This window comes from Mycobacterium sp. SMC-15 (genome assembly GCF_045310925.1).
Taxonomy (GTDB): domain Bacteria; phylum Actinomycetota; class Actinomycetes; order Mycobacteriales; family Mycobacteriaceae; genus Mycobacterium.
The window spans coordinates 232,022-256,220 of record NZ_JBJIAJ010000003.1; the positions used below are offsets into that span (position 1 = coordinate 232,022).

The window sequence follows — 24,199 nt, forward strand, 5'->3', positions numbered from 1 at the left end:
TCAAGCCCTGCTGGGCAGGGTCAGCGAGCAGGCCTGTCCGATGTCCAGGGTGCGCAGCAGCCGCCCCATCCCCAGCCAGAGCGCGCACGACAGCGCGAGGTCGGCGAGCAGTTCGTCGCTGAGGTGCTCGGCGCAGCGCGACCAGAAGTCCTCGTCGTCGCGCAGGCCGGTGTGGTCGGTGGCGAAGCGGTGGGCGAACTCGGCGGCAAGCCGCTCCTGCGGGCTGTAGCCCGGCCAGGTGCGCCACTCCGACACGTGCTCGTACAGTTCCTCGTCGACCCCGGCCGCCGGGCCGTCGGCGTCACGGGTGTTGACGCACACCGTGCACTCGTTGTCGAAAGCGATCACCATGCGGGCCAGCTCGCGCGTACGCATCGGCAACCGGCCCTTGTTGTAGACCGCTGTGCTGAATCCGCCGATTCCCGCTGCCAGGTCAGGCGATTTGACCATCCAGCCCATCACGTCGTCTGCGGCGAATGTCCCGATTCGACTCATACTTAGCGATGCTAGCGGTCTTTGCGGTCACCCGTGGGCGGTGCTGGTGAACTCCGCCGACTCCCCCGCGTCGTCGGGATCGATGATGGCCCGGCGCGCGATCCGCTGCAGCGCGGCGGAAACCTCGACGCGATCCGGGCGGCCCTCGAAACCGGGCGAACGGGCGAGTTTGTCGACCACCCAGTCCTGCACCAGCGAGGACACGAACCCGACCTGGCGCAGACCGGCCCGGGTCAGACCGAGGTGATCGCCTTCGCGCAGTACATAGCCCTGAGCCACCAGCCGATCGACGGTGGGTTCGAGGATCTCGTAGGGCACCCGTAGCCGCTTGCCGATGTCGCTGAGCCGCGCGGTCCGGAACACCTGCGTGTACCGGTAGATCCGCAGCACCGTCCACAGCCCGGCGACGTCGAGCCGGCAGTCCGGCCGCAGTGCGATGGAGCGCAGCCGCATCCCCGGTTCGTTGTGCAACAGGCGCCCGATCGCGCTCTCCAGCAGATCGTCCGACGACGCGTTGGTGGGCATGCCGAACCCGTCGCCCAGGTCGACCGCGCTGTCGCGCAGCTCCTTGAGCGGAACCTCGCGCAGGAACAGGGCCAGCGCGAACCCGAGCAGCGCGACCGGCGCGGCGCACAAGAACACCTGCCCCAGCGAATCGGCATAGGCCGCCACGATCGGCTCCGCCTGCTGCGGCGAAAGTCGACGCACCGCCTCGGGTGAGTCGGCCGCGCCCGCGGCCAGCCCGGCGCCGCTCAGCGCCGGTCCCAGCCGGTGGCCGAGGAAGTTCACGAACAGCGACCCGAACACGGCCGCGCCGAAGGAGCTGCCGATGGTCCGGAAGAACGTGACCCCGGACGTGGTGACCCCGAGGTCGGCGAAACTCGAGGTGTTCTGCACGACGAGCACCAGAACCTGCATCGACAGCCCGATACCGGCTCCCAGGATCAGCAGGTAGACCGATTGCAGCAGCGCGGGAGTGGCGGCGTCCATCTGCGACATCAGCGCGAACGCGATCGTCATCAGGGCGGTGCCGACCACCGGAAAGATCTTGTAACGGCCGGTCCGTCCCACCAGGGCGCCGCTACCGGTGGAGGTCACCAACATTCCCACCACCATCGGCAGGGTGCGCAGACCCGAGGTGATCGCCGAAACACCGTCGACGTACTGCATGAAGGTGGGCAGGAAGGTCAGCGCACCCAGCATCGCGAAGCCGACGACGAACGCCAGCACACAGCAGACCGCGAACACCGGGTCGGCGAACAGCCGGATCGGCAGGATGGGCGCCGCAGCCCGGTTCTCCACCCAGACGAACAGCGCCAGTGCCAGCACCGACCCGCCGAACAGTCCGATGATCGCCGGTGATCCCCACGCATAGCGGCTGCCACCCCAGCTGGTGGCCAGCGTCAATCCAGTAGCGCCCAAACCGATCAACACGATCCCGGCATAGTCGATGACGGGCTTGGAGCGGCCCGCCAAGGCCGGGATCGCCACGCCGGCCACGATCAACACCACCACCGAAATCGGCAGATTGATCCAGAACGCCCACCGCCAGGTGAGGTAGTCGGTGACGTAGCCGCCCAGCAGCGGGCCGATCACGGTGGTGACCCCGAACACCGCACCCAACATGCCCTGGTAGCGGCCCCGATCACGCAGCGGAATGACTTCACCGATGAGTGCCGCGGCGGTGACGGTCACGGCACCCCCGCCGATGCCCTGCAGCGCGCGGGCGCCGACCAGCATCTCCATTGAGGCGGACAACCCGCACAGCACCGATCCGGCGACGAAGCACAACACGGCGGCCTGGAACACCCGCTTGCGGCCGAACAGGTCGCCGAGCTTGCCCGCCAGGATGGTCGCGATCGTCGACGTCAGCAGGTAGCTGGTGACAACCCACGACTGATGCCCGGCGTTGCCCAGATCCGAGACGATCGTCGGCAAGGCGGTCGCCACGATGGTCTGGTCGAGGGCGGCCATCAGCATGCCGAACACGATCGCGGTGAAGATCAGGTTGCGGCGGTGCGGACTGACCGGCGCAGGTCGCACATCGTCGGCGACCGGCGACGATGCGGTCATACTCGCCTTCCCGTCGGGGACGGAGGTGGGGTCAACAGCGGCGCTCCGCTGCGTCGATCACGACGGCGGGCGGGAGACGCACTGCGCCGAGTACAACGCCTCGCCGAGCTTGTCCATCAGCTCCAGTTGGGTTTCCAGGTGGTCGATGTGGGATTCCTCATCGGCGAGGATGGTCTCCAGAATCTGGGCGGTGGTGCTGTCCTGCTTCTCCCGGCACATGACGATCCCGGGCCGCAGCCGGTTGAGCACATCGATTTCCAGCGCCAGGTCACTCTCGAACTGTTCGCGCAGGGTCTGCCCGATCCGCAGGGACCCGATGCGCTGATAGTTCGGCAGGCCGCCAAGCACCAGAATCCGGTCGGTGACCGTCTCGGCGTGGCGCATCTCCTCCATCGACTCTTCGCGGGTGTGGCCGGCCAGTTCGGTGAAACCCCAGTTGTCCTGCATCTTCGCGTGCAGGAAGTACTGGTTGATCGCGGTGAGCTCACTGGTCAACTGCTCGTTGAGCAGTTTGAGAACCTCGGGGTCGCCTTGCATGATCTCTCCTCTGATGTGAAGAACCTCGCATGCCGGCCGCGACGGACGGGGCTTTAATCATCGCCGTAACGCGCCAAATTCAATCTAATGCAGGCCAGCGCCCGCAGTGGGCTGTTTACCCGCGTCTCGGCGCGTCGAATCGCCGCACCGCAACGGGGTCTTCGGGCGAGTGTGGGATCGCCGTACGTCACCGGACCCGTGCAAGGTGCGCCTTACTTAGGTTAGACTCTACTAATATGAGACTGGTTTCGCCCGACAATCGTGTCGGTATTTCGCGCGCCGGTCTCTCGCACCGCAACGATCCGCATTCGCTGGTGCTGGCGCTGGACTACCGCGTCGACGACGTGGGCCGGACGTGGTCGCTGATCGAGCAGGATCATTCCCCGCTTCTGGATCTGGGCGCCCGCCATGCGGTGCTCTACACCTCGGAGTTCGAGCCGGACCGGGTGCTGGTCACGATCGGCCTGCGGCATCGGGTATCGGTCAAAGAGCTGCTGCGCTCCCCCGCGATCTTCGCCTGGTTCGACCGCTCCGGGGTCAACGATCTGCCCGCGATCTTCGCGGGCGAGGTCACCGAGAAGATCAGCTTGGCTCAGTCCGGCGATGCGCCGCACGAACCGGACGGTTCGGAGGTGATCGTCGGCGCGGTTGCCACCATTGCCGACCCCGCGGACCTGATGGCCAAGGTGCACGCCGGGTTGGACCGGTTCGCCGGCGCGGGAGTGCGCAAAGTGTGGGTATATCAAGCAGTCGACGACGGTCATGAGGTGATGACACTGCTGGAAATCGACAGTGCGGCAAGCGCACAGCGATGGATCGACCACCCGGACACCGCCGCGGAGTGGATGTCCGGCATCGGAATCGGTGGTTACCCCCGGCCGTTCGTCGGGAAGTTCGCCACCTCGATCGATCTGATGGCGCCCGTGGGCGACGGTCGGTAGGGGTACCGCATGTACGTATGCCTGTGTGTCGGAGCCACCAATCAGATGGTGTCCGATGCCGTCGCCGCCGGGGCGTCGACGTCGAAAGAGGTTGCCGCGATGTGCGGTGCGGGTGGCGACTGCGGCCGGTGCCGCTGCACCGTTCGCGGGATCATCGAGGCCACGCTGGCCGCGACGCCCACCGCTGCCGACAACGGGGCACTGCGGCGCCTCGCGCTGGACATCAGCCCCGTCGGATCACACTGATTCGCCTCGCCGGCCGGTGAACTCGGCCAGCGCGTCGGCGTTGGCCTGACCACCCAAGAGTTCGGCGAAGAACGCGTTCTCCCGCTCGACCGCAGCCAGGGTCTCGGCCCGGGTCGGCTCGACCATCGCGCTCTTGACCGCCATCAGGCTGGAAATCGGCCGGGACGCAAGAACCTCCGCATGCCGACGAGCCTCGCCCAGGAGCCCGTCGGGCTCGCAGACCGCGAAGACCAAGCCCATCCGCAGCGCCTCGTCGGCGGTGATCCACTCCGAGGACATCAACAGCCAGGCCGCGTTCTGCCGCCCCATCAACTGCGGAAGCAGATAGGACGAGGCCGCCTCCGGGGCCACCCCCAGGCTGGTGAACGGACATTTCAGCCTGGCCGTCGAAGACATGAACGCCAGGTCGGCAAAGCCCAGGATCGTCGTTCCGATCCCCAGGCCCAGACCGTTGACCGCGCAGATCAGCGGCTTCGGGAAACGCCCCAGCGCGGTGATGAGACCGCGGAATCCGTGCTTTCCGGGCACGAAGCCCGGGTCGGTCACCATGGCCTGCATCTCGGCCAGGTCGGTACCGGCGCTGAACGCCCGCCCCGCCCCGGTGATCAGCACCACCGCGACCTCTGGGTCGTCCGCGGCGGCCAGCAGCGCCTCGGCCGTGGCGTCGTAGAGCGCCTCGTTGAAGGCGTTGAGCGCCTCGGGGCGATTCAGCGTCAGCGTCCGAACCCGGTCCTGGTCTTCGATCGTCAAGATCACTCGTGCAGCCTAAACGCCGCCCACCGACCCGAGACCGCGACGCTCCTCAGACCAGCTCGACCTGGTGACCCGCGGCGACGACGCGGCCGATGATGCCCGCCAGCCGCCGATAGGACTCGTCGCGTCCACTGGAGGTGCGAAACACCAGCCCGATCCGCCGGCCGGGCTGGGGCGGCGCGAAATAGGCCAATGCCAGGCCGTTGCGCTCCGCTTCGACCGCCACCGCGGTCTGCGGAATCAACGTCACCCCCAGCCCACCGTTGACGCACTGAACCGCGGTGGCCAGCGATGCGGCGCGGGTGGTGGCCAACTCCGCCCGCACTCCTGCGTTACGGCAGATCTCCAGCGTCTGGTCACGCAGGCAGTGGCCCTCGTCGAGCAGCAGCAACGGTAGGTCCGCCAGCGCGGTCGGCGGTACCCGGCGCTTGCCGGCCAGCGCATGACCGGGCGGCAATGCCAACACGAAATCCTCGTCGTAGATCGGTATTTCGGTCAGCCCGGCCACCTCAGCCGGCAACGCCATCACGGCCGCGTCGACCGCGCCCTCCCGCAGCCCAGTGAGCAGCCGTTCGGTCTGGTCCTCGATCACGCGCAGATTCAGGTCCGGCAGTTGATCGGACAATCCGGCCAGCACGGCGGGCAACACATAGGGCGCCACCGTCGGGATCAACCCGAGCCGCATGGCCCCCTGCAGCGGGTCGGCCACCCCGGCGGCGGCCGCCGAAAACTGCGCCGCCGCATCCAATACTGCGTGGGCGTACGGCAGCAACTGCTGCCCCTCGGCGGTCAGGAAGACCCGCCGGGTGGAGCGCTCGATCAGTTGGACGCCCAAGCCAGCTTCCAACGACGACAACGCCTGCGACAGTGTTGACTGGCTCAGGCCCAGGCCGGCCGCCGCGAGACTGAAGTGGTGCTTCTCCGCGACGGCGGTGAACGCCCGCAGCCCCGCCAGCGTCGGATGATAACTTGTATCGGCCATGCCGATTAGTATAGTGCAAAGCATCACCTTTCGTTTTTAATCAAGATGAGGCAGGATGGAGCCTGCGGGCGATCGACTCGCCCCGAACACCCTTAAAACTCAAAACCATGAGGAGTGACATGGCACTGCTGACCATCGGCGACCAGTTTCCGGCCTACAGTCTGACCGCGCTGGTCGCGGGCGATCTGACCAAGATCGACGCGAAGGGTCCCGAGGACTTCTTCACCACCATCACCAGCGACGACCACAAGGGCAAGTGGCGGATCATCTTCTTCTGGCCCAAGGACTTCACCTTCGTGTGCCCCACCGAGATCGCCGCCTTCGGCAAGCTGAACGACGAGTTCGCCGACCGCGACGCGCAGGTTCTCGGGGCGTCGACCGATAACGAGTTCGTGCACTACAACTGGCGCCTCGATCACGCGGACCTCAAGACGCTGCCGTTCCCGATGCTCGCCGACCTCAAGCGCGAGCTGGTCGAGGCCACCGGCGTGCTCAACGCCGACGGCGTCGCCGACCGGGCCACCTTCATCGTCGACCCCAACAACGAGATTCAGTTCGTCTCGGTGACGGCGGGATCGGTGGGCCGCAACGTGGACGAGGTGCTGCGGGTGCTGGATGCCCTGCAGTCCGACGAGCTGTGCGCCTGCAACTGGAAGAAGGGCGAGGCGACCCTGAACGTCGGCGAGCTGCTCAAGGAATCTCTCTAGATCGCAGCCGGATGAATCGCGCTCGCGGTGATGTCGAGCGCCAGGATGAGGAGGAACAGCGCCAATGAGTATTGAGAACCTCAAGAACGCGATTCCGGAGTACGCCAAGGACCTCAAGCTCAACCTGGGTTCGATCGCCCGCACCACGGTCCTGAACGAGGAGCAGCTCTGGGGCAGCCTGCTGGCCACTGCGGCGGCCACTCGCAACGCCACGGTGCTGGCCGAGATCGGGGCCGAGGCCGCCGACAACCTGTCGGCGGAGGCCTATCAGGCCGCCCTGGGCGCCGCATCGATCATGGGTATGAACAACGTGTTCTACCGTGGTCGGCACTTCCTGGACGGCAGCTACGACGACCTGAGGCCCGGGTTGCGGATGAACATCATCGGCAACCCGGGGGTCGACAAGGCGAACTTCGAGTTGTGGAGCTTCGCGGTCTCGGCGATCAACGGCTGCCAGGCGTGCGTTGCCTCCCACGAGCAGGTCGTGCGGGAGGCGGGCGTCGGCCGCGAGGCGGTTCTGGAAGCCCTCAAGGTCGCCTCGATCGTGGCCGGGGTGGCGCAGGCGGTCTTCGCCGCCAGCGCCGACCCCACCGCTACTTAGGCGTTCCAAGGCGGTCTAAGTCCCTATCGGCGCGCGCCGGGTGATACCCGGCCCGCGCCGTAGACTTTTGTCCTGTGACGCTCCGCGATGCCGACCGTGGTTTCCTGGCCCGCTGCGTCGAATTGGCCGGCGAGGCGGCGGCGCACGGCGACGATCCGTTCGGTTCACTGTTGGTCGACGCCGACGGCACGGTGCTCTTCGAGGACCGCAACCGCGCCGGTGACGGCGATGCCACCCGCCACCCTGAGTTCGCCATCGCCCAGTGGGCGGTGGCCAATCTCAGCCCGGCGCAACGTGTTCCGACCACCGTCTACACCTCCGGCGAACATTGCGCGATGTGCGCTGCGGCCCACGCCTGGGTCGGACTGGGCCGGATCGTCTACGCGTCGTCGGCGGCGCAACTGACCGAATGGCTGCGCGCTCTGCAGGTGCCGGCGGCCCCGGTGGCGCCGCTGCCGATCACCACAGTCGCCCCGCACGTAGTGGTTGACGGGCCGGCGCCGGAATTCGAGGAAGAACTGAAGGCGCTGTTTAGGGCCCGCTACCAAGGCCGGTAACGCGCACCACGCTCACTCTCGGGTAAGCCACGCCAGTCGGTCCAGTGTCACCGGGTCCTCCTGCCCGTCGTAGAAGCGGTCGAGCACCGCACGAAAGCCGCTGCAGTAGCAGTTGCCGGTGTGGCCGCCACCCTCACATGCCCGGCCGAACAATGTCATCGACGAACGCAGCTTGATGTCGTCGGGCCAGCCCAGAATCTCCTCGATGGACCGGCCGCTCACCGCGTTGACCAAGCCCACGCACTCCCGCAATCGCGGTCCCAGTACGCCGTGAGCCAGGTAGGCGCGGGCCTCGGCGGGCGACGCGATGCCGTAACGCTGGGCCATCGCGCTGGCCCCCAAGCCGGAGAGCTGCGGAAAGACGAACCACATCCAGTGGCTGCGCTTGCGGCCGGCGCGCAGCTCGGCCACCACGGTGTCGTACACACCGGCCTGTGCGTCGACGAAACGCTGTAGCCCAAAGGGGTCGGAAGTTCCGGCCATGCCATCAACCGTGGCACAGTTCGACGTACGGCAGGGAAGGAGTCAGCGATGTCGACGATCAGGCGGCGCGTTCCCAGGATCGGTGAACTTGCGCCACTGATCCGTTTCCGCAGGCCACGATTGAACCGCACGGCGCGGCGTCTTGAGACGGCCCTGACCGTCGAGGACCTTCGCCTGCTCGCCAAGCGTCGCACTCCCCGAGCCGCCTTCGACTACACCGACGGCGCCGCCGAGGACGAGATCTCACTGGAACGAGCCCGACAGGCATTCCGGGACATCGAGTTTCATCCGGCCATCCTGCGCGACGTCTCCAGCGTCGACACCAGCCGCGAGGTGCTCGGCGCTCCGGTGGCGTTGCCATTCGCGATCGCACCGACTGGCTTCACCCGGCTGATGCACACCGCGGGAGAGCTGGCCGGCGCCCGCGCCGCCGAAGCCGCCGGCATCCCGTTCTCCCTGTCGACCCTGGGGACCGCCTCGATCGAAGACGTCGCGGCGGCCGCCCCCGGCGCCCGCCGCTGGTTTCAGCTGTACATGTGGCACGACCGCGACCGGTCGATGGCGCTGCTGCGCCGCGCCGCCGACGCCGGCTACGACACCCTGCTGGCGACCGTCGACTGCCCGGTCGCCGGGGCGCGGCGGCGCGACTCCCGTAACGGCATGTCCATTCCGCCGGCGCTGACGCTGCGCACGGTCGCCGATGCCGCCGTCCATCCGGCGTGGTGGTTCGACCTGCTCACCACAGAACCGTTGTCCTTCGCGTCACTGGACCGATGGTCGGGCACCGTCGCGCAGTACATGGACACCATGTTCGACCCGAGCCTGACCTTCGACGACCTGGCCTGGGTCAAGTCCCAATGGCCGGGCCGATTCGTGGTCAAAGGCATCCAGAGCGTCGCCGACGCGCGCGCCGTGGTCGAGCTCGGTGTGGACGGCATCGTGTTGTCCAACCACGGTGGCCGCCAGCTCGACCGGGCGCCTATACCGTTTTGGCTGCTGCCCGAGGTGGCGCGCGAAGTTGGACGCGATACCGAGATCCTGCTGGACACCGGCATCATGTCCGGCGCCGACATCGTCGCCGCGATCGCGCTGGGCGCCCGCTGCACCCTGATCGGGCGGGCGTACCTCTACGGGCTGATGGCCGGTGGACAGGCCGGGGTGGACCGCGTGATCGACATCCTCGCCGAACAGATCCGGCGCACCATGCGGTTGCTCGGGGTCAGCGAACTGGCCGAGCTGTCGCCGCAGCATGTCACCCAGCTGCAGCGACTGATGCCCCGTCGGTAGTCGCCGCGTCTCGCCCTCAGAAGGCCGGCGCCCGCGTCACCAAGGCGGCGATCATGTCGGTGAGCACACTCGCCTCGTCGGTGATATGCGCACCGCAGGCCTTGACGTCGATCACCGTGTCCGCCACCGCATTAAGCACCCGCTGGCAGCCGTAGTCCTCGGAACCCAGGGTGTAGGTCTGGGAGATCCGCGGTGGATCACCCGCCTCGTCCCCGATGGTCCAGGTGTAGGTGTTGTGGTCGGGATAGGTCACGGTGACCGTCTGGCCCACACAGCCCCGCCACTTCGCCACCGACTGCTCGACGAACGCCACGGCCTGCCCGGAGTTCGGGGCGAAGGCCACAATGTCCTGGTCCACGAACGGCCGGCCGTTGACCCCGGCGCGTTGCAGGCCGCCCGGCTCTTCCAGCACCTTCCACGCCGCCCGCTGGACCTGGCTGTTCCGGTAGGTCTCGTCCAGGCCCGGGTAGAGAACACCCAGGCATTCCGGCTGTGACGCCGCTATCGATCCGGCCGGCTTCAGCGACTCGAGGTCGGCCTGCACGGTCTCCATCGCGGGGGTGGCCATCACGGCCTGTACGTCATCATCAGCGGCCAGGTTCGGCGTGGGGGCATCCGGCGAAGTGCGGGTGAGTCCGAACGCCAGCGCACCCGCAGCCGCCACCGCCACCACGGCGCCGGCCACCAGTAGCTTCTTTGCCGGCCGTCCTCGATGTCGTTCGCCGGCCCCGCCGGGATCCGTGCCGTGTGCACCGGCAGCAAAACCTCCGGTGTCCGGCCGGCTGAGCACCGGTCGCGGGCCGGTCACCGCGGCGACCGGCATGCCGACGGTGGCGGCGGTGAAGCTCGGATCGTTAGCGGCCAGGACGGCGTCGACATCGGCGCGGGTACGCACGGTGACGTCCGGCCGGTCGCGCAACCGGCACAGCAGCTGAACGATGTCGTTGCGCACGGTGGGGTCGTGGCAGTCCTCATCGAGTCGGGATCGAAGTTCTAGGACGAGTTCACCCTGCTTGTGGTAGCTCAGCTCGGATCCCGACAACTCCGAGGAGAGCCGCATCAGGTAGGCGAAGGGCACCATCGGTTCTTCGGGCAACTGTGCGGGCAGCGGTACCGCGCGGCGCGACAGGCTCTGCAGGGCGGCGACCAACCGGGCATGGGCGGCGCCGTCACGGATTCGGTAGTCGATAATCTGGGTCGCGGCCAGTGGGGTGACACGCACACTGTCGACCGGGCCGATCTGGACCGGCAGAACCGGCCGTTGCAACGCTCGTGCATAGGCGAGCTCGGCCTGACAGGGCTTGGACCGTAGCGAATTGTTGGACAACGCGACGACGAACACCGAGCAGCACCGAATTCGGTCCAGGATCGTCTGCCACCACGCCTCGCCGCCACCCAGCTCTTCGTCCAGCCACACCTGCTGGTCAGCGCTGCGCAAGACGGAAACCAGCGGATCGACCAACGCGCGATCCTGGCTGGCGTAACTGACAAACAGCATGATCCTCTCCAGGGCCGGCATGCGCAGAAGCGGACCGAATTGCTCTCCAGTTTGTCAGACTGAAGGCCGACATCGGTCGTCCTGCGTCCGGGTTAGTGTACGAGAGAACAGAGCGCTTTTGCGATGGGCCGAGCAGGCCCAGCAAAGAAAGCGCGGGAGGAGAAACGCCGATGACCGGTCGTGCGGCCGAATCGAGTGCTCCGGCAAAGCCCGGGCGCGAAGCCCCGCCGCCGGAGACCCTGCAGCACAAGGTTCTGACCGGTCTGACCGATCCCCACTGGTACTGGCTGCTGATCCCAGCGGGAATCATTGCCTTCGTGCTGGGCCTCTGGGGCTACGGCTCCTATGAGGGCGGCGGGCATTCGTACTCCGACGCGGTCTATGGCGCCGTCAAGTTGTTCTTCCTGCACGCGGCTCCGCAGCCGGAGAACCACGTGGGCCTCGCGTTGGACGTCGCCCGCTTCCTGGCTCCGGTGGTAGCCGGGTGGGCAGCGCTCATCGCGCTGGTGTCGGTGTTTCGAGACCGAGTCCAGCAGCTGCTTATTCCGTTCAAGAAGGGGCATGTGGTGGTCTGCGGTCTGGGCTACGCCGGGTTCGAATTCGTCCGCGCGCTGCGCGCGGCGGGATATCGGGCCGTGGTCATCGAGTCCGACGAGGCCAACCCTCGGATACGGACGTGCCGCAACTGGGGTTTCCCGGTCGTCATCGGTGATGCCCAGCTCAGCGCGACCCTCGAATCCGCCGGAACGCGGCGCGCGGCCCGGCTGCTCGCGGTGACTTCGGACAGCGTCGCCAACACCGAAATCGTCACGCTGGCAAGACGTTTAGCCGATGACTCCAAGAGCAGACGCCGGATCTTCGGCCGCTCGAGCAACGACCACTTGCGCTGCCTGGCACGCATCGAGGACCCCGGACTGTGTGTGCTGTTGCGGCTCGCGGAGTTCAACCGCGGCGACGACCGGTTGGTCGTCGACTTCTTCAACATCGACACGGTCGGCGCCCGACTGCTGCTGAACAGGCATCCGCTGCGGACCGCGCAACGGCCCCACATTGCGGTCGCCCACCTCGACGGTATCGGGTCGGGGCTGGTGTTCCAGGCCGCTCGCCAATGGCACCAGGAACGCGTGGGCGACCAGAGGTTGCGGGTAACGGTGATCGACGACCATGCGGCCGAAAAACTGGCCAAGCTGCTCGCCGATTACCCCGCCCTCGATGAGGTCTGCGAGTTCCGTTGCTCACCGGCCTCCGTGCGCGACATCGATCGGGTGGCACAGGACACCGACTGGCCTATTACCCAGGCCTACGTGACCGGTTACCACGATGAACGCAACGTCGAGTCGGCGTTGAACCTGCGTCGGGCCCTCGACAACGCGGTACCGGTGGTCACAACCATCTCACGCGCGTACGGCGTGGCCGACCTGCTCGAGGAGCAGGCGCTCGGCGGCTCGGGGGTCACCGTCTTCCGGACCTTGCAGGAGACCTGCACCGTGGAGCTCGTCGAGGGCGGATCGCTGGAGGCCGTTGCCCAGGAGATCCACCGCCGGTACTGCCTGATGCAACCCGCGGGTGCGCCGGCACCCCCGCCCTGGCCGGAATTGGCGGATGCGCTCAAGAACTCCAGTCGGGCCCAGGCTCGGCACATCGGGGTGAAGCTGCGCAGCATTGGATGCGTGATCGCGCCGCTGCGCAACTGGCACGCCAGGGACTTCCAGTTCACCGATGACGAGATGGACAAGCTGGGCACCATGGAGCACGACCGCTGGATGCAGGAGAAACTCGCCGCCGGTTGGACCCTGGGTGAGGAGGACCCGGTGCTGAAGAAGGACCCGCACCTGGTGCCGATGGCGCAGTTGCCACCCGAGGTCGCTGAGGTCGACCGGATCTTCGTGCGGGCCATCCCGGAGATGCTGGCGGCCGTCGGTCTGGAGATCATCGACGTGGCACAGACCGCGCCGAGATATCCGGTGCGCAGCCTTTTGCACTAGCAGTCGCGCAGGGCAGGTCACGCCGGGTTTTCGCCCCGGCGAATCCGGGTATATGCGCTGCTGTGATTGCCCACAAGGAACTGGTACGTCGGCTATTGCGGCGTGCGGGTACGACCTATGCCCAGGAGGCCGGCATCCGGTTGCGCAATCAACCGATGCCGCTGTTCCAGCTGCTGATGCTGTGCATGCTGGCCAGCAAGCCCATCGACGCCACCGTCGCTGCCCGTGCTGCCCACGAGCTGTTCAAGAGTGGGTTGCGCACGCCGCACAAACTCCTCGAAGCCGATCGACAGACCTTGATCGACGCCATGGCGCGGGCACACTACCGCCGCTATGACGAGAGCTCGGCCACCATGCTCGTCGAGTTGGCCGAAGCGGTGCAGACTGACTACGGCGGTGACCTTCGGCTGCTGGCCGAACGCAGTGGACGCGATGTCGCAGCGGCCACCGAAGCACTGAAGGCCTTCAAGGGCATCGGTGATGTCGGCGCCAGCATCTTTCTCCGCGAAGTCCAAGACGTCTGGCCGTGGGCCCGCTCCACCTTCGACGATCGCGCGCTGGATGCCGCGCGTGATCTCGGGTTGCCCAGTGATGCAAACCAACTCGGGGCACTGTCGCAGGGCCGCAATGCCGAACTCGCCGCGGCGCTGGTGCGCTACTCCGCCGACGCCGGCGTCCGCGAGCGACTGAGCGAATGACGAGCAGAGGACAGCACGTGTCTACATCGACCACGTTTGTGATCGTCGGCGCCGGCCTGGCCGGGGCCAGGGCCACTGAAGCCCTCGTCGACAAGAACTTCGATGGAACCATCGTGCTTGTCGGGGAGGAGCACCAGCTGCCCTACGAGCGCCCGCCACTGTCCAAGGAGTTCCTTGCGGGCAAGAAGACCCTTGACGACTTCACCGTGAAACCCGTGTCCTGGTATCGGGAACACGAGATCGACCTGCGGCTGGGCCTCCGCGTCATCGGCGCGGATCCGCCAGGTCGCAGCGTCACGCTGGCCGACGGCACCAGCCTCGGCTACGACAAACTGCTGTTGGCGACGGGCTCGCGGTCTCGGCGGATACCGCTCCCGGGCGCCGACGCCCCCGGCGTGCATTATCTGCGGACCGTCGAGGACGCGTCCGCGCTGGATTCGGCGCTGGCGGGCGGAGATTCGCTGGCGGTGGTGGGTGGGGGCTGGATCGGTATGGAGGTGGCCGCCGCCGCACGCCAGCGCGGAGTCGACGTCACCGTGGTGGAAAGCGCCGCCCTGCCGCTGCTGGCCGGCCTCGGCGCGGAGAACGCCGCGGTCTTCGCCGACCTGCACCGCGAGCACGGCGTCGACCTGCGTACCGGGTCGACGGTCGCCGAGATCACCACCGCCGGCGGTGCCGCCGCCGGCCTGCGGTTGGGCGACGGCTCGCAGATCCGCGCGGACGCGGTGCTCGTCGCAGTCGGCGCGCAGCCCAACATCGAACTGGCTGAGCAAGCCGGCCTTTCCACCGGTGACGGTGGCGTCCTGGTGGACGCCGGGCTGCGCAGCAGCGACCCCGACATCTACGCCGTCGGCGACATCGCGGCCGCGCAGCATCGATTGTTCGGCACCCGGATCCGCACCGAACACTGGGCCAACGCCCTCAAGCAACCCGCTGTCGCTGCGGCGGGCATGCTCGGCGAAGTGGCCGAATACACCGAACTGCCTTACTTTTTCACCGACCAGTACGACCTCGGAATGGAATACGTCGGCTATGCGCCGCACTACGCCCGCGTGGTGTTTCGCGGTGAACCCACCGGCCGCGAATACACCAGCTTCTGGCTCGACGACGACAATCGCGTGCTCGCCGGGATGAATGTCAACATCTGGGAGGGCCTCGACGACATCAAGGCCCTGATCAACGCCCAGGTCCCGGTCCATCCGGACCGGCTGGCCGACGCCGGGGTACCGCTGGGCGACCTGTCGAGTTAGGCGCCGGCGCCCGGGGGCTAACGCAACGTCGCGGTGCCGTCTTCGTGCACGTCGACCGCGGCACCAGCGATGTCCTCGCGCACGGTCGCTTCGGCGGAATCGGGGTCCCGGATCACCGCCAGGGTCCGTGCCCCGTCTGGGGTGCGGACCGCCAGGAACGCCTGCAGCGGCTGCCCGTCGCGGTCGAACGGTGTGGTCCAGGACTCCACCTCGCCGGCGCCCTGCCACTGCACCACCGATGGCCGGGTGGCCTGGGCGTCCACCTCGGGTTGCACGTCTTCCCAACGGAATCCGGCCGGCGGCGGCTGCGTTCCGTACACGCCGAAACTGTGTTTGGTCAGGTAACCGCCGTTGGCGGTGATCAGGCCGCGCCGCCCGGGATTGGCCACCAGCAGTTCTGCCAGGGTGGCGATCGAATGCATGACGTAGTTGTTCCACGGGCCACCGGCGAAGGTGAGCCCGCCGGTCACGGTCAGCGGTCGGCCGGGATCATCGGTGGGCAGCCCGAGTTCGGCCGCCGCAACCTGCACCGCGGACGGGAAACAGGAGTACAGGTCGACGTGATCGATCTCGCCGATACCGGCGACGCCGGCCAGCTCCAATGCCCGGGCCCCCGCGATCCGGATCGCCGGCGATCGGTGCAGTTCGGCGCGGTCGGCAATGGCGTAGGTGTCGTGGGCGTCGGCACCGGCCTGGGGGAAAACCCAGTTCTCGGTGGGGATCCGCAACTCGGTAGCGGTCTCGACCGAGGTCAGCACCAGCGCGGCCGCCTGATCGACCATGTTGTTGGAGTTCATCAACTTGGTGTAGGGCCAGCTGATCATCCGGTTCTTCGGGCCCGGCTGCCAGATCTCCTCTGCGGTGACCGGGTACCGGATCCACGCGTGCGGGTTGTCGACGGCGACCGCATTGAACCGCGACCACAGGTCACCGATGCGCCGGCGGTGGTCTTCGACCTTCTCCCCCGCGGCGATGCGCAACGCCTGTTCGAAAAGCGGATAGACGTAGGCGGGCCGGTCCAATCCGATGCGCTCTTCAGCCGGGCCGACCATCGGCACGTCTTCGCCTTCGCAGCGGGCCATCGGGACCGAGTCGTCCTGCTGCGTCCAGACCAGTTTCGCGCCGGCACGCCGCAGCCTGGTCCGGGTGCGCCACGTCTCGCCCCCGGCTACCAGCACCACGCCGGCTCGACCGTCGCGGATATCCAGGCAAGCCTGGTTCACCAGGGCCTGCGGCACGTTGCCGCCCACCGGGCTGTACCGGGTGGCGGGGCGCTGCGCCCCGATCCGCTGTCCGAGCAGTACGCCCGGATCGCGGTAGCGCGCCGAGAGCAGGTTGACCACCCGAATCGAGTCGACGGCGCGCAGCACCCGGTCGTGGGCGGCGTGGCGCGCCGCGGCCACCATGAGATCGACGGGTTCTATCGCGTCGGTGTCGTCGCGGTGGTTGACCTGGCCGTAGCCGATCAGCACCGGTGTCCGGGGGTCGACAGGCATGGACGTCAGACTAATCCGCGAGTTCCTGCGGCGGTCCCAGCTTCGCCTCTCCTCCGTCGAGCCTCGCTGAACCGCCGGCGAACAGCACGCCGTCGGCGATCAACCGGTCGGTCTCGCCGTCGTCGAGCCCGAGCAGCTTGCGGCAAATCTCCCGAGTGTCCTGACCGGGCAGCGGCGCGGGCCGCTGCGGCGCCACCGGGATGTTGCGGAAGGGGGCGGGGCCGGTTTCGGCCGGCAGCGGATGTTCGATCAGGGGGTGGGTCATGGGCGCGAACACCGCGCGGTGTGCCAGCTGGGGGTCGTCGGCGACGTCGGGCGGCCGGCTCATCGGCGCGGCGGCCACGCCGCGGCCCTGCAGCAGTTCGGCTACCCCGGCGGGGGTAAGGACCGCGGTGTGGCGGCCCAACGCCGCCGCCAGCTGCGCATGGTGGACCGCGCGACCGGCACCGATGCTGAAGCTTGACTCGCCGGCCAACGCGTCGTCACCGAAAGCCGCAGCGACAGCACGCATGTCGGCGTCGGTCCGGATCGAGATCACACACCATTCGTCGTCGCCGATGCACGGGCAGACCAGATCCACCGCGGTGTCCGGCTGGACGGCCGAGCCCGCGGCGCGGGCCACGTAGCTGGTGTCGAGCTGGTTGACCGCGGTCTCGGCCTGCGACACGTGGACGTGGCTGCCGGCGGCGGTGCGCCGGCTCGCGATCAGCGCGGCCAGCGCCCCGATCGCCGCGACTCGCGCGACCACATGATCGGGGAAGACCGTGGTCGCGTCGTAGAACGGATGGCGCTCCGTGTCGCTGGACCCCTCCGGGGCCGTCCACAGTGCGGTGACCCCGGTGGTGGCACGTACCAGTGGGCCGTACCCCATCCGGTCACTCCACGGCCCGGTCTCACCGAACGCGCTGCTCTGGGCGAGGACGATCCGCGGGTTGATATCACGCAAGGCATCGTAGGAAAAGCCCAGGGCGGCAAGTGTTCCCGGCTTGAAGTTGGCGAACACCGCGTCCGCGGCCCCGACCAGGCGAGTGAAGATCTCCTTGCCGGCCGGGCTGCGCAGATCCAGGCCGAGCCCGGAGTTGTTGCGGTGTGTCCAGGCGAATGACTCGCTCATCGCCGAACCGGGGCGGGCCTGCCGCAGCCCGTCGGGGTAGGCCGCACTCTCCACCTTGATGATCTCGGCGCCCAGGTCGCCGAAGAGCCGGCTGGCCTCGCCGCCGGCGACGATCACTCCCAGGTCGACGATCCGCAGACCCTCGAACGGCCGGGCGCCCACGGCGCCACCGAAGGTGTGCTCCGGCAACGGTTCGGCCAGCCATCCGGCGTCCGCCGTGCCGACGGTCGGGGCCGGGGTCCGAAAACCGGCGCGCTGGTCGTCGACCACGTAGTAGCCGGTCGGGATCACCGCGGGCAGCCCCGGGGCCAGCTCGGTCCGGGTGACCGCCGCCGCGGCCGCGAAGTGTTCCTCGGTCAGTACCTGCGCCGGATCGCCGACTGCGGCGATGGGCACACCGCGGGCCTGCCCGGCGGTGACCAGATCCGCCATGTCCTGGCCGGCGAACAGTTCCCGTATCAGGGCACTGATCTGCGGCCAGACCGCGAACCGTTCGCCGATCACGCCGAATTTGGGGTCGGCGTACTCGGCCGGCTCCCCCAGCCAGCTCCACAGTGCGCGCCACTGGCGCGGCGACATGACGCAGAGCCGGACGTAGCCGTCGCGGCACGGGTAGATCGGGTAGGCGTCCTGGTTGCGGGGCCGCCCGCGCCAGCGGCTTGATGCGCGTTGGGCCGCGGCGACCTGGCCGTGCGCGCCGAATATCGGGTCGAGCACGGTGGCCACCGCATCGAACCGGGAGAAGTCGATGTAATCCCCGGTTCCGCAGCGCAACCGGTTGTAGTAGGCGACCAGCACCGCCCAGGCAGCCTGCACCGCCGCGGTCGCCGAGGCGATCCCGTCGGGCGGCAATACCGGGGTCCCGGTGGTGGGGCCCGACCGGGACAGGGCGCCGGAGAGTGCGTAGAGCACCGCGTCGGTGGCCTGCCATTGTGAGCGCGGCCCGCTCGTCCCGAAATCGGTGACCGACATCGTCACCAGGTGAGCGAACCGGTCGGCCAGCTCACCACAGGAGGTCCCGAAGTCCGCGGCGCGGCCCGGCAGGCCGCTGTCCACCACGATGTCGGCGGTGCTCGCCAACTCCTCGAAGCGGCGGCGGTCCCGCTCGTCGATGGGGTCCAGGGTGATGCTGCGCTTGTTGGCGTTGTGCAGCGCGAATGCGATGCTCACACCGCCCAGCAGCGGAGCGGCGGCACGCGCCGGACTGCCGCCGGGGGGTTCCACCTTGAGCACATCGGCCCCCAGATCGGCGAGCAACCGGGTGACCGCGTCGGCGTCGCCGCCGGCCAGATCGAGCACACGAACCGATTTCAGCAGCACGCAGTCAGGGTAATGAATCGGTTGCCGGGTTCGGAGTTGGGCGCGACAATGGAAAAGGTGAGTGCAGCCAACGCGACTCCACCTAAGCCCACACTCTCCGACGATGAACTGGCCCGCCTCGATGCCTACTGGCGGGCCGCCAATTATCTCTCCGTAGGCCAGATCTATCTGCTGGACAATCCCCTGCTGGCCGAGCCGCTGCGGGCCGAGCACGTCAAGCCCCGACTGCTGGGGCATTGGGGTACTACGCCGGGGCTGAACCTGCTCTACCTCCACCTGAACCGGATCATCCGGGACCGCGACGCCGACGTCGTCTTCGTCACCGGGCCCGGCCACGGCGGACCGGCGCTGGTCGCCAACGCCTACCTCGAGGGCACCTACAGCGAGGTCTACACCGGCATCGGCGAGAACGTCGACGGGCTGCGGAAGTTGTTCCGGCAGTTCTCTTTTCCCGGGGGGATTCCCAGTCACGTGGCGGCCGAGACGCCGGGCTCCATCCATGAAGGCGGCGAGCTCGGCTACGCGCTGGTGCATGCATTCGGTGCCGCCTTCGACAACCCGCAACTGGTGGTCGCCTGCGTGATCGGCGACGGCGAGGCCGAGACCGGACCGCTGGCTGCCAGCTGGCACGCGAACAAGTTTCTCAACCCCGCCGTGGACGGCGCGGTGCTGCCGATTCTGCATCTCAACGGCTACAAGATCGCCAATCCCACTGTGCTGGCTCGTATTCCGCAGCCAGAATTGGAGTCGTTGCTACGCGGTTACGGGTACCGGCCGATCACCGTCGCCGGCGACGACCCCGCCGTCGTACACCAACTGCTCGCCGCCGCCCTCGATGACGCGTTCGACGACATCGCGGCGATCCAACGAGCCGCGCGCGCCGAGGGCTCGTCGATGCGGCCGGTGTGGCCGATGATCGTGCTGCGCACCCCGAAGGGCTGGACCGGACCGAAGGTGGTCGACGGACAACAGGTGGAGGGAACCTGGCGGGCACATCAGGTGCCGCTCGCACAGACCCGTACCGACCCCGAGCATCGCCGCCAACTGGAGGACTGGCTCCGCAGCTACCGCCCGGCGGAACTGTTCGACTCCTCCGGACGCCTGGTGCCGGAGCTGTCGGCGCTGGCGCCGCGCGGGCACCGGCGGATGAGCGCCAACCCGCATGCCAACGGAGGGCTGCTGCTGCGCGATCTGGACCTGCCTGATTTCCGCAACTACGCGGTGCCGGTGACCGAGCCCGCGACCGAGATGCATGAGGCCACTCGGGTGCTCGGCACCTTCCTGCGCGATGTCATCGACCGCAACCGTGACCGGTTCCGGTTGATGGGTCCGGACGAAACGGCCTCCAACCGGCTCTCGGCGGTCTTCGACACGACCGACCGGGTCTGGTTGTCGCAGACCGTTCCCGGTGACGATCACCTGGGCCCGGACGGGCGAGTCCTGGAAGTGCTCTCGGAGCACCTGTGCCAGGGCTGGCTGGAGGGCTATCTGCTGACCGGCCGGCACGGGCTGTTCAACTGCTACGAGGCGTTCGTGCACATCGTCGACTCGATGTTCAACCAGCACGCCAAGTGGCTGGCCGTCAGCCGCGAACTCCCGTGGCGAGCGCCGATCGCCTCGCTGAACTACCTGCTGACCTCCCACGTCTGGCGCCAGGACCACAACGGGGCGTCGCACCAGGATCCCGGGTTCATCGATCTGGTCGCCAACAAACGGCCAGAAGTGGTGCGGGTTTACCTGGCGCCGGACGCCAACACGCTGCTGTCGGTGGCCGATCACTGCCTGCGCAGCCGGAACTACGTCAACGTGATCGTCGCCGGCAAGCAGCCCGCTCTGACCTACCTGGATATGCCGGCAGCGGTGGCGCACTGCACTCGCGGACTGGGGATCTGGGACTGGGCCGGCACCACCACCGGTGAGCCGGACGTGGTGCTCGCCTGCGCCGGGGATATTCCGACGCTGGAAACCCTGGCCGCCGCCGACATTCTGCGCGATGAACTGCCCGATCTCGCCGTGCGGGTGGTCAACGTCGTGGACATCATGCGCCTGCAACCGACGACCGAACATCCGCACGGGTTGCCGGACAACGAGTTCGATGCGCTGTTTACCCGCGACAAGCCGGTGATCTTCGCCTATCACGGCTACCCCTGGCTGATCCACCGGCTCACCTACTCGCGGGCGAACCACGACCAGATGCATGTGCGCGGGTACCGCGAACGCGGCACCACGACAACACCGTTCGACATGGTGATGCTCAACGATCTGGATCGCTTTCACTTGGTGATGGACGTCATCGACCGGGTGCCGCGGTTGGGCGGTCGCCACGCGGTGCTGCGCCAGCAGATGGTCGATGCGCGAATGGCGGCGCGGCTCTACACCCGCGAGCACGGGGAAGACGATCCGCGGATCACCAACTGGACCTGGCGATCGGGCGCAGACCCCAGCGGCGGGGAGATAAGGTGACGGCCATGACTGCTCACCCCGCACCGGTCCGGATGCCCCGCAAGGCGATGTCGTTGCTCCTCGGCGCCCTCGTCGCGTCGGCCACCCTCGCCGGTGCCGGGCCGGCCGGCGCCACGCCGGACCACACCAAGGTGCCGGTCCGCTACGACCTCACCGGTACCGGGGTCGCCAGTTACATCACCTACCAGGGCCAGAACGGTCAGGCGCACGCCACCAACGCCCCCCTGCCGTGGTCCATTCAGCTGACCGGCTCGATGACGAACGCGGCCAGTCCGGCGTCCTACTCGCTGAGCGCCCAGAGCGCCGGTCCCGGCGCCCTGACCTGCACGGTCACCGTCAACGGCAAGGTGGTCAGCGAGAACACCGCCACCGGCAACCCGGCGCGGGTGCTGTGCGAGACGCACGGCCCCAAGTAGGCCGAGTCTGACCCGTCGGTAGGGCGTCCCCAATGACGCCACCGCCCCCGAAGCGCCGTCGCGCGTAGAATTCGGTCCAATGTCTGGCCACGAGTTCGCGGTGCCCTGGGGGCGGCACCCATTGGTGTCGCAACTCTCGGCGCTGAATCACTTCCGCGCCTTCGTCGACGTCGCCGTCGTCGTGGTGGTACTGGCGCTCGCCAATTTGATCGCCCACTTCACCACCCCGTGGGCCGCGGTTGCCACTGTCCCGGCCACCGCGGTCGGCTTGATCGCCCTGGTCCGCTACAACGGCCTGAGCTGGAGCGAGCTGGGCCTGGGCCGCGCGCATTGGAAGGCCGGCTTTGGCTACGCGCTGGCCGCGGTAGTGGTCGTGGTGTCGGTGATCGCGATCGGCGTGATGCTGCCGGTGACCCGGCCGATGTTCTTGAACAACCACTACGCCACGGTTTCCGGTGCGCTGGTGGCATCGATGGTCGTCATCCCGCTGCAGACCGTGATCCCCGAGGAGTTGGCGTTTCGCGGTGCGCTGCACGGCGCACTGCACCGGGCCTGGGGGTTTCGTGGGGTGGCCGCGGCCGGCTCGCTGTTGTTCGGCCTGTGGCATGTCGCCACCTCCCTGGGTCTGACCAGCAGCAACGTCGGATTCACCCGCATTCTTGGGGGCGGGTTCTTCGGCATGCTGGCCGGCGTGACGCTCGCGGTGCTGGCCACCGGGGCCGCGGGTTTCGTGTTCAGCTGGTTGCGGCGGCGCAGCGGCAGCCTGATCGCGCCCATCGCGCTGCACTGGTCGCTCAATGGCGTCGGGGCGCTGGCGGCCGCACTGGTGTGGCAGGTGTCTGGCTGAGCCCCGGCGGTTCAGCGAGGCTCGACGAAGGAGAGCCGAAGCTGGGACCGCCGCATGAACCCCGCATAGCGCCCCGGTTCAGACCAACAGCACTGCCGCACCGGCGATCCGGCCCGCAGCCAGGTCCGCCAGGGCCCGGTCCGCCTCGCCCAGCGAGTACACCGGCGTGGTCACGTCGATGTGGTGCGCGGCGGCGAAGTCGAGGAAAGCGTGGGCATCCGCGCGAGTGTTGGACGTGACCGACCGGATCTGACGCTCACGGAACAGGTGACGCTGGTAGTTCAGCGGTGGGATGTCGCTGAGATGGATGCCGGCAATGGCCAGGGTTCCGCCGGCGTCCAGTGCCTGACAGGCGGGCAGCACCAGCTCGCCGACCGGCGCGAACAGGATCGCGGAGTCCAGCGGCACCGGTGGCGGATCCGCGGCTCCCTGGGCCGAGGCAACGCCCAGCTCCAGAGCCAGTCCCCGCGCACGTTCACCGCGGGTCATCACGTGTACCTCGGCGCCGCTGGCGAGGGCGACCTGCGCGGTGATGTGCGCACTGCCCCCGAACCCGTAGATCCCCAGCCGCCCACCCGGGGGCAGGTCGGCTCGCTGCAAGGACCGGTAGCCGATGATGCCCGCGCACAGCAACGGCGCCAACTCGGTGTCGCTGTAGCCGCCGGGCAGGCGCAGCGCGAAAGCCGCTGGCACGGTGGCGAATTCGGCATAGCCGCCATCGTCATCCCAGCCGGTGTAGCGCGACTGCGGGCAGAGGTTCTCGTCGCCTCGCCGGCAGTAGCGACATGTTCCGCAGGTGTGTCGTAGCCAGGCGATTCCGACCCGGTCCCCCACCGCGAACTCGTCACCGACCTCGGCACCGACCTCGACGACTTCGGCGACCACCTCGTGGCCGGGGATCACACCGGTCCGGTGTACGGGAAGGTCTCCTTCGGCGACGTGCAGGTCGGTGCGGCACACGCCGCAGGCATGCACGGCCACCAGCAGTTCCGTGGGCTGCGGTCGCGGCACCGCGGTGCTGACCCGCTCGAGTGGTCGGTTGGCTATCGGGCCGGGCCGTTGGACACGCCATCCCGCCATCGACACACCGGCCATCTGCGACGCCATAGACCTATGGTGCGCGTTCGAGAGCCGGGACGGCTACCTGCGGCGAGCCAGTCCGACGACCCACAGCAAGATGATGGCCCCGCCCAGCGAGACGAAGAAGGTGAACCACCTGCGGCCGTGCTCAACGTCGACACCGAGCCAGCCGAGCAGCATGCCGCCGATGAATCCGCCGATCACCCCGATCACGACGTTGAGCAGGATCCCCGATCCGCCGCGCTTCATGATGCGGTTCGCCAACCAGCCGGCGACGCCGCCGATCAGGACATACGCCAGCCAGCTGACCGACGTCGGCGTGGACAGTGCAGCAGCGAGGTAGCTTCCGGCCATGGGCGTGATCAGCGGG

General features: G+C 68.1%; 23 protein-coding genes. 12 read left to right on the forward strand and 11 right to left on the reverse strand.

Going from position 1 to position 24,199, the window contains the following annotated elements; translation table 11 throughout:
* The 3 genes from ACJH71_RS06140 to bfr are packed head-to-tail and all read right to left on the reverse strand — an operon-like array spanning window position 1 to window position 3,105.
* Window positions 1–495 (reverse strand): carboxymuconolactone decarboxylase family protein, encoded by a 495-nt coding sequence (locus tag ACJH71_RS06140; RefSeq protein ID WP_406757121.1) that lies wholly within the window; start codon window positions 493–495, stop codon window positions 1–3.
* 27 nt (window positions 496–522) lie between these two features.
* Complete coding sequence (locus ACJH71_RS06145; protein WP_406757122.1) at window positions 523–2,568, reverse strand: MDR family MFS transporter; 2,046 nt, start codon at window positions 2,566–2,568, stop codon at window positions 523–525.
* Between the two features lie 57 nt (window positions 2,569–2,625).
* On the reverse strand, window positions 2,626–3,105 hold the full coding sequence (gene bfr, locus ACJH71_RS06150; protein WP_046285450.1) for a bacterioferritin: 480 nt from the start codon (window positions 3,103–3,105) through the stop codon (window positions 2,626–2,628).
* Window positions 3,106–3,341: 236 nt separating this feature from the next.
* Here bfr and ACJH71_RS06155 point away from each other — a divergent pair, with 236 nt between their 5' ends.
* Together ACJH71_RS06155 and ACJH71_RS06160 are read left to right on the forward strand one after the other, a co-directional pair.
* Window positions 3,342–4,046 (forward strand): fatty-acid--CoA ligase, encoded by a 705-nt coding sequence (locus ACJH71_RS06155; RefSeq protein ID WP_406757123.1) that lies wholly within the window; start codon window positions 3,342–3,344, stop codon window positions 4,044–4,046.
* Between the two features lie 9 nt (window positions 4,047–4,055).
* Entirely contained in the window at window positions 4,056–4,292 is a 237-nt protein-coding gene (locus ACJH71_RS06160) for a bacterioferritin-associated ferredoxin (RefSeq protein ID WP_308486722.1), read from the forward strand.
* Here the strand turns inward: ACJH71_RS06160 and ACJH71_RS06165 are convergent.
* Window positions 4,284–5,048: an enoyl-CoA hydratase/isomerase family protein gene (locus ACJH71_RS06165; RefSeq protein WP_406757124.1), complete on the reverse strand. Its 765-nt coding sequence runs from the start codon at window positions 5,046–5,048 to the stop codon at window positions 4,284–4,286. The genes ACJH71_RS06160 and ACJH71_RS06165 overlap by 9 nt on opposite strands.
* A gap of 46 nt (window positions 5,049–5,094) precedes the next feature.
* Window positions 5,095–6,027, reverse strand: coding sequence for a hydrogen peroxide-inducible genes activator (locus ACJH71_RS06170; protein ID WP_406757125.1), 933 nt, complete (start codon window positions 6,025–6,027; stop codon window positions 5,095–5,097).
* Between the two features lie 119 nt (window positions 6,028–6,146).
* On the opposite strand from ACJH71_RS06170, the gene ACJH71_RS06175 reads away from it, so the two are divergent.
* From ACJH71_RS06175 to ACJH71_RS06185, 3 genes are all read left to right on the forward strand, one after another.
* On the forward strand, window positions 6,147–6,734 hold the full coding sequence (locus ACJH71_RS06175; protein ID WP_308486719.1) for a peroxiredoxin: 588 nt from the start codon (window positions 6,147–6,149) through the stop codon (window positions 6,732–6,734).
* A gap of 64 nt (window positions 6,735–6,798) precedes the next feature.
* Complete coding sequence (locus tag ACJH71_RS06180) at window positions 6,799–7,335, forward strand: carboxymuconolactone decarboxylase family protein (protein ID WP_046285444.1); 537 nt, start codon at window positions 6,799–6,801, stop codon at window positions 7,333–7,335.
* A gap of 74 nt (window positions 7,336–7,409) precedes the next feature.
* Entirely contained in the window at window positions 7,410–7,892 is a 483-nt protein-coding gene (locus ACJH71_RS06185) for a deaminase (RefSeq protein WP_406757126.1), read from the forward strand.
* A 12-nt stretch (window positions 7,893–7,904) separates the two neighbouring features.
* Here ACJH71_RS06185 and ACJH71_RS06190 read toward each other — a convergent pair whose 3' ends face one another.
* Window positions 7,905–8,375, reverse strand: coding sequence for a DUF1810 domain-containing protein (locus ACJH71_RS06190; RefSeq protein WP_406757127.1), 471 nt, complete (start codon window positions 8,373–8,375; stop codon window positions 7,905–7,907).
* 48 nt (window positions 8,376–8,423) lie between these two features.
* Between ACJH71_RS06190 and ACJH71_RS06195 the strand changes: the two genes are divergently transcribed.
* Window positions 8,424–9,662, forward strand: coding sequence for an alpha-hydroxy acid oxidase (locus ACJH71_RS06195; RefSeq protein ID WP_406757128.1), 1,239 nt, complete (start codon window positions 8,424–8,426; stop codon window positions 9,660–9,662).
* Window positions 9,663–9,678: 16 nt separating this feature from the next.
* On the opposite strand, the gene ACJH71_RS06200 is transcribed toward ACJH71_RS06195, so the two are convergent.
* Entirely contained in the window at window positions 9,679–11,160 is a 1,482-nt protein-coding gene (locus tag ACJH71_RS06200) for a sensor domain-containing protein (RefSeq protein WP_406757129.1), read from the reverse strand.
* Window positions 11,161–11,330: 170 nt separating this feature from the next.
* Here ACJH71_RS06200 and ACJH71_RS06205 point away from each other — a divergent pair, with 170 nt between their 5' ends.
* From ACJH71_RS06205 to ACJH71_RS06215, 3 genes are all read left to right on the forward strand, one after another.
* Entirely contained in the window at window positions 11,331–13,145 is a 1,815-nt protein-coding gene (locus ACJH71_RS06205) for an NAD-binding protein (protein WP_406757130.1), read from the forward strand.
* A 62-nt stretch (window positions 13,146–13,207) separates the two neighbouring features.
* Window positions 13,208–13,843 carry an endonuclease gene (locus ACJH71_RS06210; protein ID WP_406757131.1) on the forward strand — a complete coding sequence of 212 codons (636 nt, stop codon included), beginning with the start codon at window positions 13,208–13,210 and terminating at the stop codon, window positions 13,841–13,843.
* A 17-nt stretch (window positions 13,844–13,860) separates the two neighbouring features.
* The gene (locus tag ACJH71_RS06215) at window positions 13,861–15,093 is read left to right on the forward strand and encodes an NAD(P)/FAD-dependent oxidoreductase (protein ID WP_406757132.1); all 1,233 of its coding nucleotides are present in this window, start codon (window positions 13,861–13,863) and stop codon (window positions 15,091–15,093) included.
* Between the two features lie 17 nt (window positions 15,094–15,110).
* On the opposite strand, the gene ACJH71_RS06220 is transcribed toward ACJH71_RS06215, so the two are convergent.
* Together ACJH71_RS06220 and ACJH71_RS06225 are read right to left on the reverse strand one after the other, a co-directional pair.
* Window positions 15,111–16,589 carry an acetyl-CoA acetyltransferase gene (locus ACJH71_RS06220; protein WP_406757133.1) on the reverse strand — a complete coding sequence of 493 codons (1,479 nt, stop codon included), beginning with the start codon at window positions 16,587–16,589 and terminating at the stop codon, window positions 15,111–15,113.
* Window positions 16,590–16,599: 10 nt separating this feature from the next.
* Window positions 16,600–19,041, reverse strand: a complete 2,442-nt coding sequence (locus ACJH71_RS06225; RefSeq protein ID WP_406757273.1) for a CoA transferase — start codon at window positions 19,039–19,041, stop codon at window positions 16,600–16,602.
* On the opposite strand from ACJH71_RS06225, the gene ACJH71_RS06230 reads away from it, so the two are divergent.
* The 3 genes from ACJH71_RS06230 to ACJH71_RS06240 all read left to right on the forward strand — a co-directional run bounded on the left by ACJH71_RS06230 (window position 19,036) and on the right by ACJH71_RS06240 (window position 22,749).
* Window positions 19,036–21,486: a phosphoketolase gene (locus ACJH71_RS06230; protein WP_406757134.1), complete on the forward strand. Its 2,451-nt coding sequence runs from the start codon at window positions 19,036–19,038 to the stop codon at window positions 21,484–21,486. The genes ACJH71_RS06225 and ACJH71_RS06230 overlap by 6 nt on opposite strands.
* A 5-nt stretch (window positions 21,487–21,491) precedes the next feature.
* Window positions 21,492–21,902, forward strand: coding sequence for an MmpS family transport accessory protein (locus ACJH71_RS06235; RefSeq protein ID WP_406757135.1), 411 nt, complete (start codon window positions 21,492–21,494; stop codon window positions 21,900–21,902).
* Between the two features lie 79 nt (window positions 21,903–21,981).
* Window positions 21,982–22,749, forward strand: coding sequence for a lysostaphin resistance A-like protein (locus tag ACJH71_RS06240; protein WP_406757136.1), 768 nt, complete (start codon window positions 21,982–21,984; stop codon window positions 22,747–22,749).
* Window positions 22,750–22,827: 78 nt separating this feature from the next.
* On the opposite strand, the gene ACJH71_RS06245 is transcribed toward ACJH71_RS06240, so the two are convergent.
* Both ACJH71_RS06245 and ACJH71_RS06250 read right to left on the reverse strand, forming a co-directional pair.
* Window positions 22,828–23,856 (reverse strand): zinc-binding alcohol dehydrogenase family protein, encoded by a 1,029-nt coding sequence (locus ACJH71_RS06245; RefSeq protein ID WP_406757137.1) that lies wholly within the window; start codon window positions 23,854–23,856, stop codon window positions 22,828–22,830.
* Between the two features lie 33 nt (window positions 23,857–23,889).
* Window positions 23,890–24,183, reverse strand: a complete 294-nt coding sequence (locus ACJH71_RS06250) for a GlsB/YeaQ/YmgE family stress response membrane protein (protein ID WP_406757138.1) — start codon at window positions 24,181–24,183, stop codon at window positions 23,890–23,892.
* Between the last annotated feature and the right edge of the window lie 16 nt (window positions 24,184–24,199).

Coding starts and splice junctions, on each gene's coding strand:
- ACJH71_RS06140 (WP_406757121.1), bottom strand. CDS start 495: ATGAGTCGAATCGGGACATTCGCCGCAGACGACGTGATGGGCTGGATG.
- ACJH71_RS06145 (WP_406757122.1), bottom strand. CDS start 2,568: ATGACCGCATCGTCGCCGGTCGCCGACGATGTGCGACCTGCGCCGGTC.
- bfr (WP_046285450.1), bottom strand. CDS start 3,105: ATGCAAGGCGACCCCGAGGTTCTCAAACTGCTCAACGAGCAGTTGACC.
- ACJH71_RS06155 (WP_406757123.1), top strand. CDS start 3,342: ATGAGACTGGTTTCGCCCGACAATCGTGTCGGTATTTCGCGCGCCGGT.
- ACJH71_RS06160 (WP_308486722.1), top strand. CDS start 4,056: ATGTACGTATGCCTGTGTGTCGGAGCCACCAATCAGATGGTGTCCGAT.
- ACJH71_RS06170 (WP_406757125.1), bottom strand. CDS start 6,027: ATGGCCGATACAAGTTATCATCCGACGCTGGCGGGGCTGCGGGCGTTC.
- ACJH71_RS06175 (WP_308486719.1), top strand. CDS start 6,147: ATGGCACTGCTGACCATCGGCGACCAGTTTCCGGCCTACAGTCTGACC.
- ACJH71_RS06180 (WP_046285444.1), top strand. CDS start 6,799: ATGAGTATTGAGAACCTCAAGAACGCGATTCCGGAGTACGCCAAGGAC.
- ACJH71_RS06190 (WP_406757127.1), bottom strand. CDS start 8,375: ATGGCCGGAACTTCCGACCCCTTTGGGCTACAGCGTTTCGTCGACGCA.
- ACJH71_RS06195 (WP_406757128.1), top strand. CDS start 8,424: ATGTCGACGATCAGGCGGCGCGTTCCCAGGATCGGTGAACTTGCGCCA.
- ACJH71_RS06200 (WP_406757129.1), bottom strand. CDS start 11,160: ATGCTGTTTGTCAGTTACGCCAGCCAGGATCGCGCGTTGGTCGATCCG.
- ACJH71_RS06205 (WP_406757130.1), top strand. CDS start 11,331: ATGACCGGTCGTGCGGCCGAATCGAGTGCTCCGGCAAAGCCCGGGCGC.
- ACJH71_RS06220 (WP_406757133.1), bottom strand. CDS start 16,589: ATGCCTGTCGACCCCCGGACACCGGTGCTGATCGGCTACGGCCAGGTC.
- ACJH71_RS06230 (WP_406757134.1), top strand. CDS start 19,036: ATGAATCGGTTGCCGGGTTCGGAGTTGGGCGCGACAATGGAAAAGGTG.
- ACJH71_RS06235 (WP_406757135.1), top strand. CDS start 21,492: ATGACTGCTCACCCCGCACCGGTCCGGATGCCCCGCAAGGCGATGTCG.
- ACJH71_RS06240 (WP_406757136.1), top strand. CDS start 21,982: ATGTCTGGCCACGAGTTCGCGGTGCCCTGGGGGCGGCACCCATTGGTG.
- ACJH71_RS06245 (WP_406757137.1), bottom strand. CDS start 23,856: ATGGCGTCGCAGATGGCCGGTGTGTCGATGGCGGGATGGCGTGTCCAA.
- ACJH71_RS06250 (WP_406757138.1), bottom strand. CDS start 24,183: ATGGCCGGAAGCTACCTCGCTGCTGCACTGTCCACGCCGACGTCGGTC.